Genomic DNA, 18,402 nt, shown 5'->3' with positions numbered 1-18,402 from the left:
GCCTTTTTTAATGAGTATATCGTTAATAAGTTAGCGCGTTTCAAGTTTGCTTATGGATAAGGCTTCTGCAATGCTCGCCTCTGGTTTTCCGAGTAAAAAACCTTGGGCATAATCGATATGGTAGTGTTTCACGCGCTCAAGAACTTGGGGAGAATCAACAAATTCTGCAACAGTTTCAATACCCATTTTTTTCGCAAAACTTGATACGGTTTCTACTAGGTGCTGTGCTTTAGTGTCTTGATCTAAATGCTGGATCAATGAACCATCAATTTTGATGATATCAATATCCAAACGCATTAAATGAACAAAGTTTGAATATCCTGCCCCAAAGTCATCAATTGCGATTTTACAGCCATAGGGCTTAACTTTTTCAATAAAGTCATGCACCAAATCATAATTTGTAATCTCTTCACTTTCTAATAACTCTAAGGTTAAGCGAGTTGATGTTTCAGGATTGGCTTTTAATAATTTTAGCAATTGCTCAACCCTTTCTGTATCAGCAATATCTTCGAGTGAAATGTTAACTGAAAAGGCATAGGGTAAACCTTTAAACAAGGCAAAAGACTTGGTTAACATCGCGGCCATTAAACGTGGATATAATCGGGAGCGCACTGCAGTTTGCATAAACTGAGCAGGTGTTAACACTGTGCCATCGTCTAAGCATATTCGCATCAAGCACTCAAACTTAGGTTGCAAGTTTTCAGTTATTGGCTTAATTAATTGCACATAGGGCGTGACCCAATCATGGGTGACTGCTGCAACAAGCATGCGGCTTTGATGCATGTTTGCTTCAAAAGCTTCAGGGTTAGACATTTCAGCTGTAAATAGTTGGTATCGTTGAAAATGCCGCCTAGCAATACGCCTAGCTAAATCAGCTTGTTGATGTAACTGAGTATATTGGTCATTGACGCAGTGGGCACCGCCTGCGCTTAATGTGACATAAATTTCATTACCGTCGATGGCAATGGCTTTATGGCTAACATAATCAATGATTTGAACAGCAAGTTGTTGTAATTGGGCATCATCGAATTGGGAGTGGGTGAGCACGACAAATTCATCAGCACCAGTTTTATAAAGGTGATGAGGGGCTGAAACGAGTTCTAAACTATTGGCCACTTCAATGATAATCAAATCGCCAGCGTTAACACCATAAAAATCATTAATTTGCCCAAAGTCATTAATATTGAAGACGATTAATGAGGAGGCTTGATGTTGGTGTAAATCAGCGTACAGTTTTTTTCTATTAGGTAATCCGGTTAAGTTGTTAAAGTACGCCTCTTTAAAAAGGTTACTGTTTTGCTGTTCAATTTTATGAAAATTATCCGCTAAGGATTGGCGCATGACTTCAAAGTTATCACCTAACTGCTGAATTTCATCTTGGCTATTTAAGGTTAGCTTTTGGGTTAAATCACCCCTGACAATTTTTTGTGTCCAATTGGTTAGTGTCAATATATCCGAGGTGACAATTTTACCCACACTCATTAATAACCAGCTGGCTAAAGACAAGACCCCAGATAGTAGCAGTAGCTGAAAAAATAAGGTATTGAGTAATTCCTCTCCATAGAGTTTGACCTGAATTGAACCGCCATAAAACCCTTGTAACTGCCCACGTGAAATGATGGGCTGCATAACTTGGCTAAAGCCTAAAACCCATTCACTTTGGCGGGTTTTATTCGTTTCAACATGACGAATAGCAGCAGGGCGTTTTGCTGTAATAAGTTGGCCATTCGTCGCTTGACTCAATGCGTTGGGGATCAAGCTTGCCCACATTCCTTTAATAAAATAATCGTGCGTATTATCAAATCCGAGTTTTTGGGCTCGATTAAGCTGGATAGATTGATTTTGAAGGCGATGATGCAACGAAATAAGTTCACCGTTTTTATCTAAAACGGCAAAGTCAGATAAAGTGATTTGAAATAGGCTGGTTTGTTTTTTGTCTATACGCGTGGTTGCCTGAGCGAAGAACTGATCGATAGCTGTGTCGATTTCATCTTTTTGATTGTTAAGCTGACTAAAATCAATCTGGTTACTGGCTAATACCAAATGCATGTTATGCAAAGTATCACTTATGCTGAGTTTAATGAGTTGTCTGTTTTGGTGGAGTTGATAGCTGAAAAAAATGACTTGAATACAGATTAAAATTAGAAGGTTAGATAGCATAAGTTTGCGATAAAGCGGCATTTTTAAGTGCAATAACCAATACAATAACGGTTCTAACACACAATATAATAAAAACGCGCCAATCACAGCTAAGGTTAATAGTTGGCTAATGACCGCAATTTTTGGCCAATCGGCAACCTCTATTAAGGAGTTTGCGTCGCCCCATGGGTTAATTGCTGTGTTGGGGTTAGTTGGGTCTACAATCCATGTTGGATTCGCTTGCCCTTCAATTTCTAATACCAGTTTATATTCTATATCTCCAGGATGGAGCGGTAACTGATACTGCCATTGATTTTTACCTGTGAGCTGCATTTGATAAAAGGGATCATCACTATGCCAGTCTGAAAAATTACCGCTGACAAATACCTTATTGATTTTACTTGTAGGTGATAGACCAAATTGCTGATTTAATTTTTCGGAAAGCGGGAGGGATAGCGTTATGTCGAAAGGGGTGAGTGCATTAGTTGCAAGGAGCGAGACGACCCAAGTTTGTAGCGGCCACAAGCAAAGTAAGGCTAAGAGTATCCCAAGCCTTTTCTTCCATTTATGTAAATAATGAGTAAGTAAACTCAATCAGGAACCTTACTTTTACAGTATTTAAGCTTGAATTTTATAAGGTAAACTCAATCACTGAAAACTGTGAAGTTTATGTAATTATTAGCAATTATCTATCAATATGGGCTGATTTTTAAGCTAGGTCAACATTTCAAAACAAATTAGCCCAAACATGTAAGTCTGTGTTAAATGTAAAAATATGATTTGAGAGTCAAATTTAAAATATAAAACAGATAAGGCATGAAGTTTGACTCTTAAAGCATGTTTTCTAGCAAGTTATAAAATTGATTGTAGCGGCTTTTTTATAAGATACTTTGATGTTGGACAAATTGGCGAGTTATAACATTATGGCATTACTTTGTGCTCAACAATTTTGTAAAACTTGGCTCTAGCAAAATGGGCCATTCCATAATTTTAATATTTACAAGTATATACCCTATACTAATTGCTCAGTTCCGGTTATGGGATTAAAATAAAATCATTCACATTAAAAGTTGCTATGACTTTATCTAACTAAGCAAGGAAGAATGAATACATCTAAGCCAAATTCGTTCGTAAATACCAATGAGTATCGCAACATGAGCGTGATTATTGTTGATGATTTACCTTTGATGGTCAGTACATTAGTTAGTATGTTTAATGACATAGGTTTTAAAACTGTCCATAAAGCCTACGATGGAAAAGATGCGTTATTAATGCTGAATAAGCAGAAATATGATCTTATTGTAGCTGATTGGAATATGCCAAGGTTAAATGGTTTAGATTTACTCAAAGCTATTCGAAATAATGAAGGAACTCGGAGTATTCCTTTTATTATGATCACGGGTAATGTGAGTCAAACTGATGTTATTACAGCAATAAAATGCGGTGTATCAGAATATCTTATTAAACCATTTTCCAAAGGCATGTTAAGAGATCGAGTTTCACGAGCCTTTCGTGCTCCAATTTCCAGCTCACGTGCTAGCTCAACTCAAGTAAATAAAATGGAGGATGTGCAACTTGCGCCTCCTAATAAGAATAGCATTTTACTTGTTGATGACGAGTCAGCAAATCTACTACTGCTTAATGAACTATTACAAGATGACTATAAACTTCAATCTTGTAAAAGTGGTATGAAAGCCATAGAAATTTGTCAGAAAAAGAATAAACCGGACTTAATTTTACTCGACATAATGATGCCTGAAATGGACGGGCTTGAAGTGTGTAAAGCATTAAAAAGCCAGCCTGAAACTGAGCACATACCAATTATTTTCGTATCAGCATTAACTCAAACTGCAGATGTGGTTAAAGGGCTTGCACTTGGGGCAATTGATTATGTAACCAAGCCTATAACTCCTGAAATTTTAAAGGCAAGAGTAAATACTCACATGAAGTTAGTGACCCAACACCAGAGTATGTCGGTTCAAGTTGATACCCTGATGGATAATATTAGGTTGCGAGATGATATTGAGCATATCTTTCAGCATGATTTACGAAACCCTTTAACGACTATCTTAGCTGCTGTAAATAAGTTAGAAGGTAATGTATCAGAATTTCAAGAGGACATTTCTGCAATTAAGTCATCAGCTGCGGTCATTCAAGCAATGGTTGAGCAACAAATGATAATGCATAAACTTGAAAGTAATGAATATCATATTGAGCTTACCAGCATTGATGCACGAGCTTTAGTTATGAAAACAGTTGCTGCTCTATCCCACGAAATAGAAGAGAAAAGCTTAAGTGTTGATATTGAAATTAGCTCTGAAGATGTTTTTGCAGGAGATTCTGCACTGAGTTTTAATTTGTTTCATAATTTAATAAAAAATGCAGTTGAAGCCGCTCCTCATGAAAGTACTATCAGTATCGAATGTAACCCCAAGGAGCATCACCTAGTTTTTATCATTAAAAATAAAGGTGAAGTGGCAGAGGAAATCAGAAGTTCTTTCTTTGAGAAATTCGTCACTTTTGGAAAAGAAAAAGGCACAGGTTTAGGCACTTATTCTGCAAAATTATCAGCAAATGTCATGCAAGGTAAATTGTTACTTAATACAGAAACTGATAATCAAACAGAGATTGAAATCACTTTAAAAAAGCTGTGAGACATTTAAATAAATTTGAATGTGTTAAGGGACAACTTAACACATTCGTACTTTATGAAGATTGTTATATGTACTTACTGAGAGAATAAGACGAATATAATTACTGTATCTCACCTTCTTTATCAGCAAACTCTTTTGCAATTTCATTAAATTCATCAGCGATATTTTTAAATGCGCTAACCATGTCTGGGTCAAAATGGCTACCACTTCCTTCTATAATTATACTGCATGCTTTAGTGTGGCTAAAAGCAGGCTTATAGACTCTTTTACTAATTAAAGCATCATAAACATCCGCAACAGCCATTATCCTTGCTGAAACGGGAATATCATCACCCGAAAGCCCTTCTGGGTAACCAGAACCATCCCACTTTTCTTGATGAGAATAAGCTATCTCTTTTGCCGCTATTAAAAAGTTATCTGTTAAATTCATTGAACCTTCGGCTGCAACAATAGCGTCACGTCCATAGGTGGTGTGACGTTTCATTTCTTCAAACTCTTCGAAGGTTAATTTTCCAGGTTTTAAAAGAATTTCATCTGGAACGCCTACTTTACCAATATCGTGTAAAGGGGCTGATTTGTATAGTGAAGTAATAATTTCTGGGGTTAGGTAATCACTGAATCTTGGGTATTTTGTCAACTCCAAAGCGAGAGACTTTACATAACGTTGGGTACGGCGAATGTGGTTACCCGTTTCAGGATCTCTGGACTCCGCTAAAGCGCCCATTGCGACCATGACTACATCTTGTAGCTCGTTTAACTGCATTGTTCGCTCGGAGACTTTTGTTTCAAGAAGCTTATTTTGTTGTTTCAAAAAGTCTTGGGCTTCTTTTAACATTAAATGATTTTTTACTCTTTCTTTTAAAATAGGTGGGCTGATAGGTTTAGTTATATAGTCCACAGCTCCAAGCGAAAGACCTTTTGACTCGTCTTCTTCTTGCGCTTTTGCTGTGAGAAAAATAACTGGAATATCTTTAGTATTTGGTTGGTGCTTAATACGTTTACATACTTCATAGCCATCCATTTCAGGCATCATTATATCTAGAAGAATCAAATCTGGTGTTTGTTTTTCTAGTATTTTTAATGCCATTACACCGCTTACTGCCACTTTAATCTGATAGGTGTCAGATAATACGCCTTTGACAACATCAATATTCGCAGGGGTATCATCAATGACTAAAATGCTCTTTTGTTTATTGGAGTTCATAAATTATATCTATATACCTTTTTTATTTACCTAAGCTGGACTATCCGATATCGAAAGCCAGCAAAAGAATACTTTTTAATTAAAATCAGGTTTTTCTAAAATACGACTTAATAGTTCTGATACTTCTTCTAGTTGATACTCTTGTGCTAATTGGTTTGCCGTTACTAAATCTTGGTAATGCTCGCTGCCTTGTGACTGATTGATTAATGAATCTAATAAATTACTGATTGAAGAGTCATAGTCATCAGCTAACTGCTTAATTTCAACAAGTGCTATTTTTAGGGCTTCATTCGACAGCTTTTCTGATTGAATTTCGTTAGTTGATTGGTCGTTTAGGTAATCATTAATGGCATCGATGATAGGATCTAATATTTTTTTTACATTGATAAGTTGAGCGTCTATTTGTTCCACAGAAGCATCGTTAGCAATCTCTGTTTCGAGAGTTCCAGCTGTTGCTTGAAGTTGTGTCGCACCAATTGTTCCTGCAATCCCTTTTAGTGTGTGCGCTAATATCAAGCTGGCATTTGAAGTGTCAGCTTGATTAAAATCGTTAACAAAACTAGTTGCTGTTACATTAAAATGTGAAAGTAATTTCTTATAGAGTTTTATATCACCGTTAGCTCGAATTAAACCAAGCTCAGTGTCTATTCCATCAATGTTAATCTTGTCATCTGCCTCATGACTAGTTTGATTTTGATTAAATTCCACCGGATTGTTAGGGGTGATCCATTGACTGATTGTTTCAAGCATTTGAGACACATTTATAGGCTTACCAATATGTGCATTCATACCTGAGGCGATGACTTTATCTATATCTGTAGCCATCACATTTGCTGTCATTGCTATGATAGGTAAAGATTGATACTTTTCTTGTGAGCGAATCTTTCTTGTCGCCTCGTAACCATCCATAACAGGCATTTGGCAGTCCATTAATACGCCATCAAAGTCTTGTTGCTCTAGTTGCTTTAAGGCCTCTAACCCGTTTTCTGCAACCGTGATTGTTATGCCATATTGTTGAAGAATATCTATCGCTAGCTCTTGGTTTAATGAGTTATCTTCAACCAATAAAATTTTGGTTCCACTGAGGTGCTCGGCATATTTCAGGTTTGGTGTATCCGATTTTAAGAAATCGAGGTTGCTACACGCATCATTAACATTATATGTCTCCATAATGCCATCAAATAAGGTGGAAGCTGATACTGGTTTAGTGAGGATGTGCCTTGGTTTTACATTAGCTGTATTCATAGCTTGAGTGACTTCTTCTTCATCACAAGCTGATACCATCATTAATTTCGTAGAGGTAGATGTTCGATATACTTGCTCGATTTCTTTTATTAATTCAATACCATCAGTTTTAGGCATTTTCCAATCAATAATCGCTAAATCATAGGGGGCAGATCGTTCATTTGCAGCGCTTAACATTAATAATGCGGTTTCAGCAGAATCAGCTAAGTCAGCTTGATATCCTAACGATTTAACTAATGTTTCCATAATGCTTCTAGCTGTTTCGCTATCATCTACAATAAGCACTTTAAGGTTAGTTAGTTCTTTAGGTGAAATTAATTGTGGCAAGATAATGCCTTGGCTAATGCCAAATTTCGCTGTAAATGAAAAACATGAACCTACTCCAGAGATGTTTTCAACTCCAATTTCACCGTGCATTAAGTTAGTCAGTTCTTTTGAAATACTTAGCCCTAGACCTGTACCGCCATACTTTCTAGAAGTTGAACTATCAGCTTGTGTAAATGACTGAAAAAGGTTGTTTTTTTGCTCTTCCGTTAGACCTATTCCACTGTCCGTTACTGCAAATTTAAGTAGCACACTTTCTTCATTTTCTTCTATTACTTTTGCTGAAACTGTTATTTCGCCTTCATCAGTAAATTTAACTGCATTACTGCCTAAGTTTGCTAAGATTTGATTTAATCTAAGTGGATCGCCGATAAGGCCAAGTGGCACATCTTGTTCGATATCAATTAGCAGCTCTAAGTTCTTTTCTACCGCTTTTAACCCAATGACATTGGTAAACTGTTCAAGTACTTCGTTAAGGTTAAAGTCAATATGTTCTATTTCAAGTTTACCGGCTTCGATTTTAGAAAAATCTAAAATATCATTAATAATACCCAGCAGTAATTCGCCACTTTGATTTACTTTTTTGATGTAATTTTTTTGTTTTTTATCTAAATCGGTTTGTAGTGCTAAATAACTCATACCTATAATGGCATTCATTGGCGTTCTGATTTCGTGCGACATATTTGCTAAAAAATCAGACTTAAATTGTGTCGCTGCTTCTGCAATTTCTTTTGCTTCTTTCAATTCAATCGTTCTACTAGCCACACGCATTTCTAATTTATTGGCAAAATCCCTTAATTCGGTTTCAGCGTGCTTTAGTTTGGTTATGTTCTTAGTTGTGCCACTCACTCTAATGGGGTTTTGGTTAGTATCTTTTTCTACTACTTGGCCTCTGTCGAGTAGCCAACACCACTCATCATTAGTCGTTTTCGCACGGTAAGTTGCTTCGTAATGATCTGTTTCTCCATTTAAATGTGCTTTGAATGCATTTCGAGTTTGCTCTATGTCTTGTGGGTGAATTAACCCATTCCTCATATTTGAAATGTGCCATTGACTCACTCCCTCAGGTTGACCCAGTATTGCTATGGGATTTTGGCGTGTTAATTGATGACCTATGAGGTCAATATCCCAAAGTTCATCGCCACTCCCCCAAAGGGCCAATTGTAAGATTTGTTCCCTTTTTTGAGTCGAAATGTAATGTTGCTCTGTATCTAAAAGGCGTTTAAATCGTTCATTTTGTTTTTGTTTATATAAATATAAGAAAGTAAGAAGAATTCCTAATATCAATAAAGTATAAATACAGTAAGCCCACCAACTTAACCAAGGTGCAGTTAAGATGATTAATTTTACTTGAGTAATGTCCTCTCCCCAAACACCATCGTTGTCAGCAGCTTTCACTTCAAAGGTATAATTACCAGCATCAATATTGGTATATGTTGCACGTCTTATCACAGCTTCTGTTTCAATCCATTGATCGCTGTAACCTAATAGACGATATGCATACTTATTTTTCAGTGGGTTACTGTAATCTAATGATGAAAAAGCAAAGCCAAACAAGCCTTGGGTATGGTCTAGAGTTACTGTCGATGTTTTATTAATTGCTTCATTTAAAATTGCATCTTCAGCTTGGCTTGGTCTAATAGGTTTATTGAATAAAAGAAAGTCAGTTAGAACAACTTTTGAGGTACGTTTTTTTTGCGGAATTTGATTAGGATTAAAGTAGGTGATCCCTGAATAACCAGAAAAGTAAATATAATCTTCATTACTGGTGTAGCCACCATCCTGATAAGGGCCTGGTAAAGCACCGTCTAGAAAATTAAAATGTCTGATTTGGTTTTCAGGTGTAATTCTACTTATTCCATTATCGAGTGCTGCCCAAATATTGTCATCTTTATCAATATGAATACTTGCGACACCGTCATTTGCCAATCCATTTAAAGAGTTTACGATGGTAACTGTGGTTTTTTGAGGCGTGATATCAATTTTATTGATTCCTCCGCCATAAGTGGAAAGGTAAAAACTGCCAAGACTGTTTTCTGACACACTAGTAACATTATCATGGCTTAGAGGTGAGCTTTTTGTACCAGTATTGTAGCGTGTGATGTCACCGGTCATGGTGTTTAAGCGATTAACTCCAGCGTTAACAGTACCAATCCATAGGTGGTTACTTGAGTCTAAAAAAAGTGCATTATAGTTAAGGACATTTGAAGATAAACTATTCTCATTATTGGGGTCATGTTGGTATTTAACGATTGAATTGTCATTTGTATTTAACTTTACAACCCCCTTATTGCCAGTAGTTAACCAAATAGTGTCATTCGCTTCTAAAAAGGCCAGAATGACTGAGTCAGGCAGAATACCGCCTTGAGATTCCAATGCATAATTTTTATATTGGTAGTTGTTAAAATTAATGTCGTAGAAACCATTTTTATTTGTGCCAACTAAGACATTACCATTTTTTTTAAGCTTAACACTCATGACTATCGCATCAGCGAGATCCACACTTGTTCCTGGAATGTGTGTGTATTCAGTGATTTTTTTTTGTTTCTTATCCCAGTAAACTAGACCATTTTTTTCTGCTGCAATCCAAAGGTTTCCGTTGCTATCTGCTGCAATGCCGTTTATTTGCTCAGGAAGCTCATCATCTATTTGGTTAAGCCAATTAAAGTTTTCGCTTACACGATTGAGCTTATTAAGTCCTAGCCAAGTGCTTACCCACATATGCTCATTATCAATCATGATATTGGTTACTATTGAGCTATTAAGACTATAAGGCTTAGATGCGTCATGAAGGTGGTTTGAAATTTCGAAAGTGGATTTATTGAAGTAAGTAAGCCCTTTATCTATTGATCCTATCCATAAGCCGTTTTCATCAGCTTGTTTTATATCCATGACGCGCTCTGGGAATCCATAATGGCTTTTAGGTGTAAAATGTAAAAACTCGCTTGTTTTAGTATTGTAACGGCTAAAACCTTCACCATAATAACCAATCCAAACCATATCTTTATCAATCAGTAGGGCACTTACATTTGGATTATGTAACTTATTTGGATTATTTTTTTCGTGTTCAATATGGGTAAATACGCCTGTTTCAATATTGAGAATATCTAACCCGTTGCCATCTTCCCTACTAAAAGGTGCAGAGCTAAAACCGATCCATAAGTTACCTTGAGAATCCGGCTTTATAACTTTAATGAAATTATTTGCAATAGAGTTAGCAGCAGAGTCTTGCATTTTGTGCTGAACGAATTCTTTTCTAAGTAAATTATATTCTGTTAAACCTTGTCCCCAAGTACCTATCCAGAGGGTATTTTCATTGATATATAACTCAGAAATGGTTGTTGAATTAAGTTCCGGAAATAATTCAGTATGTCGAGTAAAGCTATCAAACTGTGGGTTATAACTATTTAGCCCCTTTTCAGTGCCAATCCAAATTATGCCTTCTTGGTCTTCTGCAATTGAATGAATATAGCTAGATGATAAAGAATTTTGCTTTTCTGGTTGATGCTTAAATGTTTTTGTTGAATAACCATCATATTTTAATAACCCGTTGGGTGTTGCCATCCAAATAAAGCCATCTTGGCTTTTTATTAAGTCCAGAATTGTTGCGGATGTGCCTCCTTTATCCTCTGTTAAATGTTCAAATCTAAGTGGGGAGCCATCATTTGCAGTCGCTAAATCTACATTTGAAAATAGAACGATTAGTAATATTAATAACAGGTTATGTTTCAAAATTAAATCCATTTATTTCATATTCTTAAGGGATAATAAATAGCAGTGATTGTCTAAATTATTGTCCGGCAGTATTCTATTTATCTTTCATTAAAAGATACACAAGAGGCTAGGTTAGGTTGTATAAACTGCTGTTTGCCCCAAATAGCACTGTTAGTGTCTTTGTTGATTGTATTGCTATTAGGAGAGTCAGATAAGCTTGAATTATCTTCTAATATTGACCTAACTAAGGCATTTATATGTCTATTCATATCCATATACCTATGACATTCTCTATGGGGAAATCACGTCTAATCATTAGTAAAGTCGAGAACTATAAAAATTCTCCGCCGCGTTCTCAGTTAAAACAGTTGCTATTCTTATAGTAAATAAAATCAAACTAAAACTAATTAAGCGTATCTTAATGTAACTTTATGAAATTAAAAGTAATGCTAGCTATCAAAAGTGTCAAACTTGAGTTGATTGTACATAAAACAAACTTAAATGTAATGCTTGTTTGTAAAATTTGGAGGGCTATTGTTAATGCTCGTTAGAGTGCTAGCTATCATGTTTATTAAAGTATTTCGTAAACATGATAGCTAGCACACATAAGTAAACTAGTCGATTTTACTGTTTTTACGTATAATGTTAGATATCTATTTCTGTTCGCAAATAAAATACTTATGAGTGATACAGGCATAAACCTTTTAATTAAAGAGAATTGACCATGAGCGCTATCCCACCTTGTCCTAAATGTGAATCTGTCTATGTTTACGAAGATGGTTCGCAACTTATTTGTCCTGAGTGCGCTCATGAATGGAACCCAAACGAAGAAATCATCGATCCTGATGCCATCATATTAAAAGATGCAGTGGGTAACTTACTTGCTGAAGACGATAAAGTGACACTGATTAAAGATCTTAAAGTAAAAGGATCTTCATTAGTGCTTAAAGTAGGCACCAAAGCCGTTATTAAACGTTTTGTTGATGCTGATCATGATATTGACTGTAAAGTAGATGGCCATGGCCAAATGATGCTGAAGTCTAAATTTGTAAGAAAGCAAAACTAAATTTAGCTTTCAAATAATAATAAAAAGAACCTGCCAAGTGCAGGTTTTTTTATGTGCCAAGTCAACACCACTATGTATATACAACAGCACTATGTATATGCAACAGCATGATGTATATACGGCAGGTACATAATGCGATATGGGATTTTAAGTATCCTGTTGATTGGTATTATCAGGAAAAAATAAATCTGTAGGAAAACAAAAGGGCTTAGCATTGCTGCTAAGCCCTTTTTAGGTATTTGGTGGAGGCGGCGGGACTTGAACCCGCGTCCAGAAAGCCTACATCCAAGGCGCTACATGTTTAGTCTCTCTTTTGGTTAACCTTGCAAGCTCCGAAAGACAGGATATTACAAGGCGAGTCCGGTACTGTTTCGCGGTTCACCCCCAGACAAGGTTCCCTCGCTAGCACGATGTAAGATGACCATCAAAATCCACTGCCCATGTGCAAGACGTGTGGTTGATGGCTAGCTAGCCTAAGCTGCTAGAGAGTAGTTAGAGTCGTTTGCAACTATAACAGTGCGGCTTTTTACGAGGCCAACCGCCCCTCGACATGCTCCCAGGGTTTCGTGAATCCTGTCGAATCCAGAATCGCCCCCAAAGTTTGTTGATTGTATCGGTTAAATGCCAAAATACCTAGTGCATTTCACCAATTAACAATCGTTTGTACATTATCCGTCCAGTCTAGACTTCTTCATTACGCGAGATTGTTCTACTTTCCATTCGCGTTCTTTAGTGTCTTGGCGTTTATCGTGGTCTTTTTTACCTTTACCTAAACCAATTTCAACTTTTACCCAAGCGCCTTTGCGCCAGTATAGTGAAAGGGGGATTAATGTATAACCTTGACGCTCAATTAGGCCTTCAAGCTTATCAATTTCACTGCGCTTTAATAACAGTTTTTTGGTACGAATTGGATCGCAAACCACATGGGTTGATGCGGTATTTAAAGGCTGTACTGTGCAGCCATGCATAAACGCTTCACCATGCTTGATATAAACGTAACAGTCCGCAAGGGTGACTTTGCCCATACGCAAGGATTTTACTTCCCAGCCCTGAAGCTCTAACCCAGCTTCGATTTTATCTTCTATTTTAAACTCAAAGGTCGCGCGCTTATTACGTGTAATCGTAGCGGGTGGATTCTTTGACTTTTTTGAATTCTTTTTTACCATAATCGCGTTTAATGCCCGCTGTTATCCCATTTAAAAACTCTAGTCACTTATGCTTACCGTGGTAGATATGGGGGAGAGAAAAAACTAATCAAGGGATTATACCCAAACCACTTAAAGATGCGAGTTTAATCATCAGGGTAATGGATGCGTTTTACTGTAAGCGTGTTAAAATTGCCTCATTGTTATCGATAGTGTTGTTACTCATGCCAAAAATTTCAAAAAATGTGTTGGTTCGTTTTAGTGCGATGCAAATGTATGACTTGGTTAATGACGTTGAGTCATACCATGAATTCTTGCCAGGTTGTGTTGGCGGTAAAGTCATTGAGTTTGATGGTAAAACCATGGTTGCATCTGTTGATGTTTCAAAGGCTGGGATCCGAAAAACATTCACCACTCGTAATCAAGTGGTGTCAGGTAAAAGTGTGTCGTTAACATTAGAAAATGGCCCATTTAAAAACCTAGATGGCATGTGGCGTTTTACTGAGTTAACTGATGATGCTTGTAAAGTGGAGTTCGATTTAAATTTTGAGTTTTCCAACCCACTAGCGGATATTGCATTTGGTCGTGTTTTTAAAGAGTTGATGAATTCAATGGTAACTGCTTTTACTGACCGAGCTAAGGTGATTTACCATGACAAATGAGACAGACTTATTTCCAGTTGATGTTATTTACGCATTACCTGAGCAGCAAAAGGTGATTACGGTTAATGTTGCGCATGGTACTCGCTTTATTGACGCGGTAAAGCAAAGCAACATGGCAAGTTTCTTTCCTGATATCGATTTAGCTAAAGTAAAATTAGGAGTTTTTAGTCGACAAGCAAAGCACGATGAGGTGCTTGTACCTGGACAACGAATTGAAATTTACCGTCCTTTGATTGCAGATCCTAAAGATGTTCGCCGTAAGCGTGCAGAAAAAGCGAAAGAAGAGGGACGTAGCAACAAGATTACTGGTGCGAAAATTTAGCGAAATTTTCAAGGTTACACAGTGGGCACTGAGCTTGACCAAGCACAATGATGAAGCTGTGTCATAATTTGTTGTGTACTTAGATTATTTTTCACAATAAAAAAGCGGAAAGACGTGTCTTTCCGCTTTTTTGTATAAGTCAGTTTTTCACTTAATGCTTATTCGCCTTTTGGCATATTCTCATTTCCTGTTGGCACGTCATTTTCTTTTTCTAGACGGTTCTCTTCAACCAGAGGTTTAGCATCACGACGAATTGATGCAGGATCTTGTTCTGGAAGTAAAGGTTCAACAGTAGGAGATGAAATCGAAGGCAAGGCACCTGATTCTAGAGGAGTGTCAAAGTCCTCACTGAGTTTGTAGTCGCCTTCAACTTTGACAAGTAAATCATCTTCAAAGAACAATATGAGCTCTTTGTGAGTGATACTTGCGTCACGGCCACTTTTGAAGTGATAAACATAATACCAAACATTATCGGCAAAACTATCACGAAGAACTGGGCGGCCAAGAATGTACTCAGCTTGTTCTTTGGTCATTTCTACACGCAGCTTTTCAACTTGCTGTAATTCCATGTAGTTGCCTTGTGCGATATCCGGCTTATAGATCAGCCAATCAAAAACACTACACGCACTTAAAGAAACTGAAAGCGCAACTGCGCCTAAAAGGGTAAGACTTTGTTTTTTGTTTATCATTGTCTGTGCTACTTCCTAAAAATCTGACGACATCATACCCAAGGGGTCCCTATGCTGACAAGGGGCTATTCGCTGAGAATGCTATAACGATGTGAATAATAGAGTCGATATTATAGATATAGTTCAATGATGCTATCGGTAAATGACTTAGTTATAAATTCTTTTACGCTTGATGATGTTACGAAAATGTAGAAAATCATGGAAAATCTGAATGTAATTCTATAAGTTTGATATAAGCGCTTATGCAAAATTTGAATCATATAGAAATTAATAGGATTTAATTGGCGGTTAGGTTTGTTAAGTAATTAACTTTTGACGAAAGAATAATGATAAATAATGTCACCAATTTACTCTGAACATAACGTAAAACAGCATACTGAAACCAAAGATGGTCGGTTAGTTTTTGTCGGCACGGGTCTGCAACTTGCTGGGCACATTAGTGTGCTGAGTCAAAGTTATATTGAACATGCCGATATTGTGTTTTCTCTAGTGCCAGATGGCTTTACTGAACGTTGGATTCAAAGCCTGAATGATAATCATCGATCATTACAGCCTTTTTATGCTCAAAAAGGTGAAGTTAAAAATCGCCGAGATACCTATGCACAAATGGTTGAAGCTATTCTTAACGAACTCAGGTTAGATAAAAATGTGGTGGTGGCGTTATATGGTCACCCTGGCGTGTTTGCTTGCATTTCACATCTTGCTATTGCACAAGCTCGTGAAGAAGGTTATCCAGCTGACATGCTACCGGGGATTTCTGCAGAGGCTTGTCTATGGGCTGATTTAGGTATTGACCCTGGCCATTCAGGGCACCAAAGCTACGAAGCAACTCAGTTTATGCTGTATCAGCATACTCCAAACCCCAAAACCCATTTATTGCTGTGGCAAATCGCATTAGCTGGCGAGCATACGTTAACTGAATTCTCTACCACACGCGAACGCTTAGACATTTTAGTCGCCCATTTATCTCAGTGGTATCCGCTAGATCATGAAGTCGTGATTTATGAAGCTGCTAATTTGCCGACACAAACACCAAGAGTCGAGAGATTACCCTTGAAAAACTTACCCAATGCTCGTTTAGAAATGATCTCGACTTTGATGATCCCACCTTCAGAAACACTTAGCCTTAATCTGAGTATTCTCGAAAAGCTTGGGATCAGTGCGTGTGATATCGGATAACGTAAACCAAACCTGAAATAACAAAGAAGGAAATAGAATGGCAAATTTAACGGAGTTTTTTACCGAACTTAATACTGATGCGAAATTATTAGAAACCTATAAAAAAGACCCTGAGGGGGCAATGAAAAACTATGGTTTATCTGAAAATGAAATCAAAGCAGTATTATCTGGTGATGCTAAAGCAGTGAGTGCATTAGCGGGTGATATTGAAATGAAAGCATTCTTGCTGATATCAAATCATACAAAATAGCCGTGCTTAATCACTTTTTACGTTTCACAGTCGTTTTAATGGCGTTACTTGTTAGTGATGCCATTAATGCTGCTGTGGATTTTGATCAGCAACTGGACACGTTAGAGGTAGCGCTTCAAGTAGATTTAACCGAATCAGAAAGGCAAATTGAAACATTAGAAAAGCAACAAAACCAATTGTCTCAACTGCAGTTAGCGCGTTTTCATACGCTTAGTAGTATTAAACATTTATATTTAGGTGAATTTGAACAAGCCTTGTTTACGCTCGATAAGGCGCTGTTGTTCAAGCCTGATAACGAGTTAATGACGCAAATCTCGATGTATAAAATCACTGCCAATATTGGGCAGAATAATTATCAGCAAGCATTTCAATTACTGGAAGAAAGTCTAGCCCGAATTGATAGTTATGATGACAGCAAGATAAAAGTAAACGCGTATATTCGCTTAATGAACGTGTATATGGAGCTTGATGCATTTGAAGAAATGCTCACCACTGCAACTGAGATTTTAAGTTTAAACAAAGGCGAAAATAAGAAAAACGAATGTTACGCAAAATTATATTTACCTGTTGCAAACCTAAAGTTAGAAAATTTTGAATTATCCGCTTCTCAGTTCAAAGAAGCCGAACTGTATTGTAATAAGCATAACTTTCCTCTTATTGTTGCGATGGCTATTAAAGGCCAGTCACACGTATTATTTGAAACTGGCCAATACCAAGCTTCACTTAGCGGGTATTTGGATTCGTTAGAGCGCTATCAAGCGTTTAAATTTCATATAGAAATACATGATAGCCATGCTTATTTAAGCGAAGTGTATTTTCATCTAGGAGATTATGACCAAGCATTAACGTATGCCAAGCTTGTTGAGCAACTCCCTAATGAACCGATGAATTTAAAAGGCAAGAAACGAACCTTTCACGTTCAATCGGTGATCGCAAGTAAGCAAGGAAAGTTTAAAGAAGCCTATCAATATCAAGTGCAAGCTCATGCTATTGGCGTGCAACTACTAGACGAGAAAAAGGTTAAAGAAAATGCCTACCAAATGGTTAAGTTTGATAGTGCAGAAAAAACCAGAGAGTTAAACAAGTTAGTACAAGATCACGAGATGATTGCCAAACAGCGTAGCATTTTAAACAATGAGAAAAGCGCTTCGTTTATGTTTTCTACGGTACTTGCAGGTACGGTAGCGTTATTGGCTTTACTCCTTTATACCGCTTGGAATCAACGAAATCAGTTCCGAAAGTAAGCTCAAGTTGATTCATTAACGGGTTTGTTTAATCGTGGAGCAGGGATTGATAAGGCTGAGAATGAATTTATTAAAACGTTAGCCAGTGGTGGAACTTTCAGCGTTGTAGTGATCGATTTAGATTGGTTTAAAAAAATCAATGACAGCTTTGGCCATGCTACTGGTGATTGGGCGTTAAAGAAAGTGGCAGATACCATCAATGAATATAAGCGTAGTACCGATATTGCTTGTCGTTTAGGTGGTGAGGAATTCGCTATTTTTATGCCTAACACGGATAAAATGTTAGCTAATGAAGTGGCAGAGAATGTATGTCAGGCTTTTGCTAACATTAACACTCGATACTCTGGTCACCAATTTACCATTACAGCCAGTATAGGAGTCAGTGATAAAGCGGAGGAGGATTTAAGCTTAGATCCTATTATCAACAGAGCTGATACAGCGCTTTATCAGGCCAAATCTAATGGACGAAATAGGGTCGTCTGTTTATAACACTTCTAACTTACAAAACTGCCAAACTAAAAACTATCTCACTTTACTACTTTCAACCGATGAGCAGTCCCATTTA

The 18,402-nt window shown here is 37.1% G+C and carries 13 protein-coding genes, 1 other RNA gene and 1 pseudogene; 8 read left to right on the top strand and 7 right to left on the bottom strand.

Going from position 1 to position 18,402, the window contains the following annotated elements; all coding sequences use genetic code 11:
- Positions 1–30: 30 nt before the first annotated feature.
- Positions 31–2,733 (bottom strand): EAL domain-containing protein, encoded by a 2,703-nt coding sequence (locus tag SJ2017_RS15560; RefSeq protein ID WP_156003317.1) that lies wholly within the window; start codon positions 2,731–2,733, stop codon positions 31–33.
- Between the two features lie 560 nt (positions 2,734–3,293).
- Here SJ2017_RS15560 and SJ2017_RS15555 point away from each other — a divergent pair.
- Complete coding sequence (locus tag SJ2017_RS15555) at positions 3,294–4,793, top strand: ATP-binding response regulator (RefSeq protein WP_167692931.1); 1,500 nt, start codon at positions 3,294–3,296, stop codon at positions 4,791–4,793.
- Between the two features lie 100 nt (positions 4,794–4,893).
- On the opposite strand, the gene SJ2017_RS15550 is transcribed toward SJ2017_RS15555, so the two are convergent.
- The 3 genes from SJ2017_RS15550 to SJ2017_RS21510 all read right to left on the bottom strand — a co-directional run bounded on the left by SJ2017_RS15550 (position 4,894) and on the right by SJ2017_RS21510 (position 11,549).
- Positions 4,894–5,997, bottom strand: a complete 1,104-nt coding sequence (locus SJ2017_RS15550; protein WP_080916323.1) for a response regulator — start codon at positions 5,995–5,997, stop codon at positions 4,894–4,896.
- A gap of 75 nt (positions 5,998–6,072) precedes the next feature.
- The gene (locus SJ2017_RS15545; protein ID WP_167692930.1) at positions 6,073–11,298 is read right to left on the bottom strand and encodes a hybrid sensor histidine kinase/response regulator; all 5,226 of its coding nucleotides are present in this window, start codon (positions 11,296–11,298) and stop codon (positions 6,073–6,075) included.
- An 80-nt stretch (positions 11,299–11,378) separates the two neighbouring features.
- Positions 11,379–11,549, bottom strand: coding sequence for a hypothetical protein (locus tag SJ2017_RS21510; RefSeq protein ID WP_156003313.1), 171 nt, complete (start codon positions 11,547–11,549; stop codon positions 11,379–11,381).
- 455 nt (positions 11,550–12,004) lie between these two features.
- Here SJ2017_RS21510 and SJ2017_RS15540 point away from each other — a divergent pair, with 455 nt between their 5' ends.
- Positions 12,005–12,346: a zinc ribbon domain-containing protein YjdM gene (locus SJ2017_RS15540; RefSeq protein ID WP_055025696.1), complete on the top strand. Its 342-nt coding sequence runs from the start codon at positions 12,005–12,007 to the stop codon at positions 12,344–12,346.
- Between the two features lie 240 nt (positions 12,347–12,586).
- On the opposite strand, the gene ssrA is transcribed toward SJ2017_RS15540, so the two are convergent.
- Positions 12,587–12,942: a transfer-messenger RNA gene (gene ssrA, locus SJ2017_RS15535) on the bottom strand.
- A 72-nt stretch (positions 12,943–13,014) separates the two neighbouring features.
- Positions 13,015–13,512: an SsrA-binding protein SmpB gene (smpB, locus tag SJ2017_RS15530; protein ID WP_055025695.1), complete on the bottom strand. Its 498-nt coding sequence runs from the start codon at positions 13,510–13,512 to the stop codon at positions 13,015–13,017.
- Between the two features lie 203 nt (positions 13,513–13,715).
- Between smpB and SJ2017_RS15525 the strand changes: the two genes are divergently transcribed.
- Positions 13,716–14,153 carry an SRPBCC family protein gene (locus SJ2017_RS15525; RefSeq protein WP_080917500.1) on the top strand — a complete coding sequence of 146 codons (438 nt, stop codon included), beginning with the start codon at positions 13,716–13,718 and terminating at the stop codon, positions 14,151–14,153.
- Entirely contained in the window at positions 14,143–14,475 is a 333-nt protein-coding gene (locus SJ2017_RS15520) for an RnfH family protein (RefSeq protein WP_080916320.1), read from the top strand. The genes SJ2017_RS15525 and SJ2017_RS15520 overlap by 11 nt, the downstream gene beginning before the upstream one ends.
- A 158-nt stretch (positions 14,476–14,633) precedes the next feature.
- Here SJ2017_RS15520 and SJ2017_RS15515 read toward each other — a convergent pair whose 3' ends face one another.
- Positions 14,634–15,164: an outer membrane protein assembly factor BamE gene (locus SJ2017_RS15515; RefSeq protein WP_055025693.1), complete on the bottom strand. Its 531-nt coding sequence runs from the start codon at positions 15,162–15,164 to the stop codon at positions 14,634–14,636.
- Between the two features lie 336 nt (positions 15,165–15,500).
- Between SJ2017_RS15515 and SJ2017_RS15510 the strand changes: the two genes are divergently transcribed.
- The 4 genes and pseudogenes from SJ2017_RS15510 to SJ2017_RS15495 all read left to right on the top strand — a co-directional run.
- The gene (locus tag SJ2017_RS15510) at positions 15,501–16,343 is read left to right on the top strand and encodes an SAM-dependent methyltransferase (protein WP_080916319.1); all 843 of its coding nucleotides are present in this window, start codon (positions 15,501–15,503) and stop codon (positions 16,341–16,343) included.
- Positions 16,344–16,380: 37 nt separating this feature from the next.
- Positions 16,381–16,593 (top strand): hypothetical protein, encoded by a 213-nt coding sequence (locus SJ2017_RS15505; RefSeq protein ID WP_080916317.1) that lies wholly within the window; start codon positions 16,381–16,383, stop codon positions 16,591–16,593.
- A gap of 38 nt (positions 16,594–16,631) precedes the next feature.
- Positions 16,632–17,837: a tetratricopeptide repeat protein gene (locus tag SJ2017_RS15500; RefSeq protein ID WP_156003310.1), complete on the top strand. Its 1,206-nt coding sequence runs from the start codon at positions 16,632–16,634 to the stop codon at positions 17,835–17,837.
- A 12-nt stretch (positions 17,838–17,849) separates the two neighbouring features.
- A pseudogene (locus SJ2017_RS15495) lies at positions 17,850–18,326 on the top strand (GGDEF domain-containing protein); the annotation flags it as partial.
- Positions 18,327–18,402 lie beyond the last annotated feature (76 nt).

The sequence above is a fragment of the Shewanella japonica genome, from assembly GCF_002075795.1.
Classification (GTDB): Bacteria; Pseudomonadota; Gammaproteobacteria; order Enterobacterales; family Shewanellaceae; genus Shewanella; species Shewanella japonica.
Note: the sequence above shows the minus strand (reverse complement) of the source record. Positions and strands in the feature narration are given on the sequence as shown.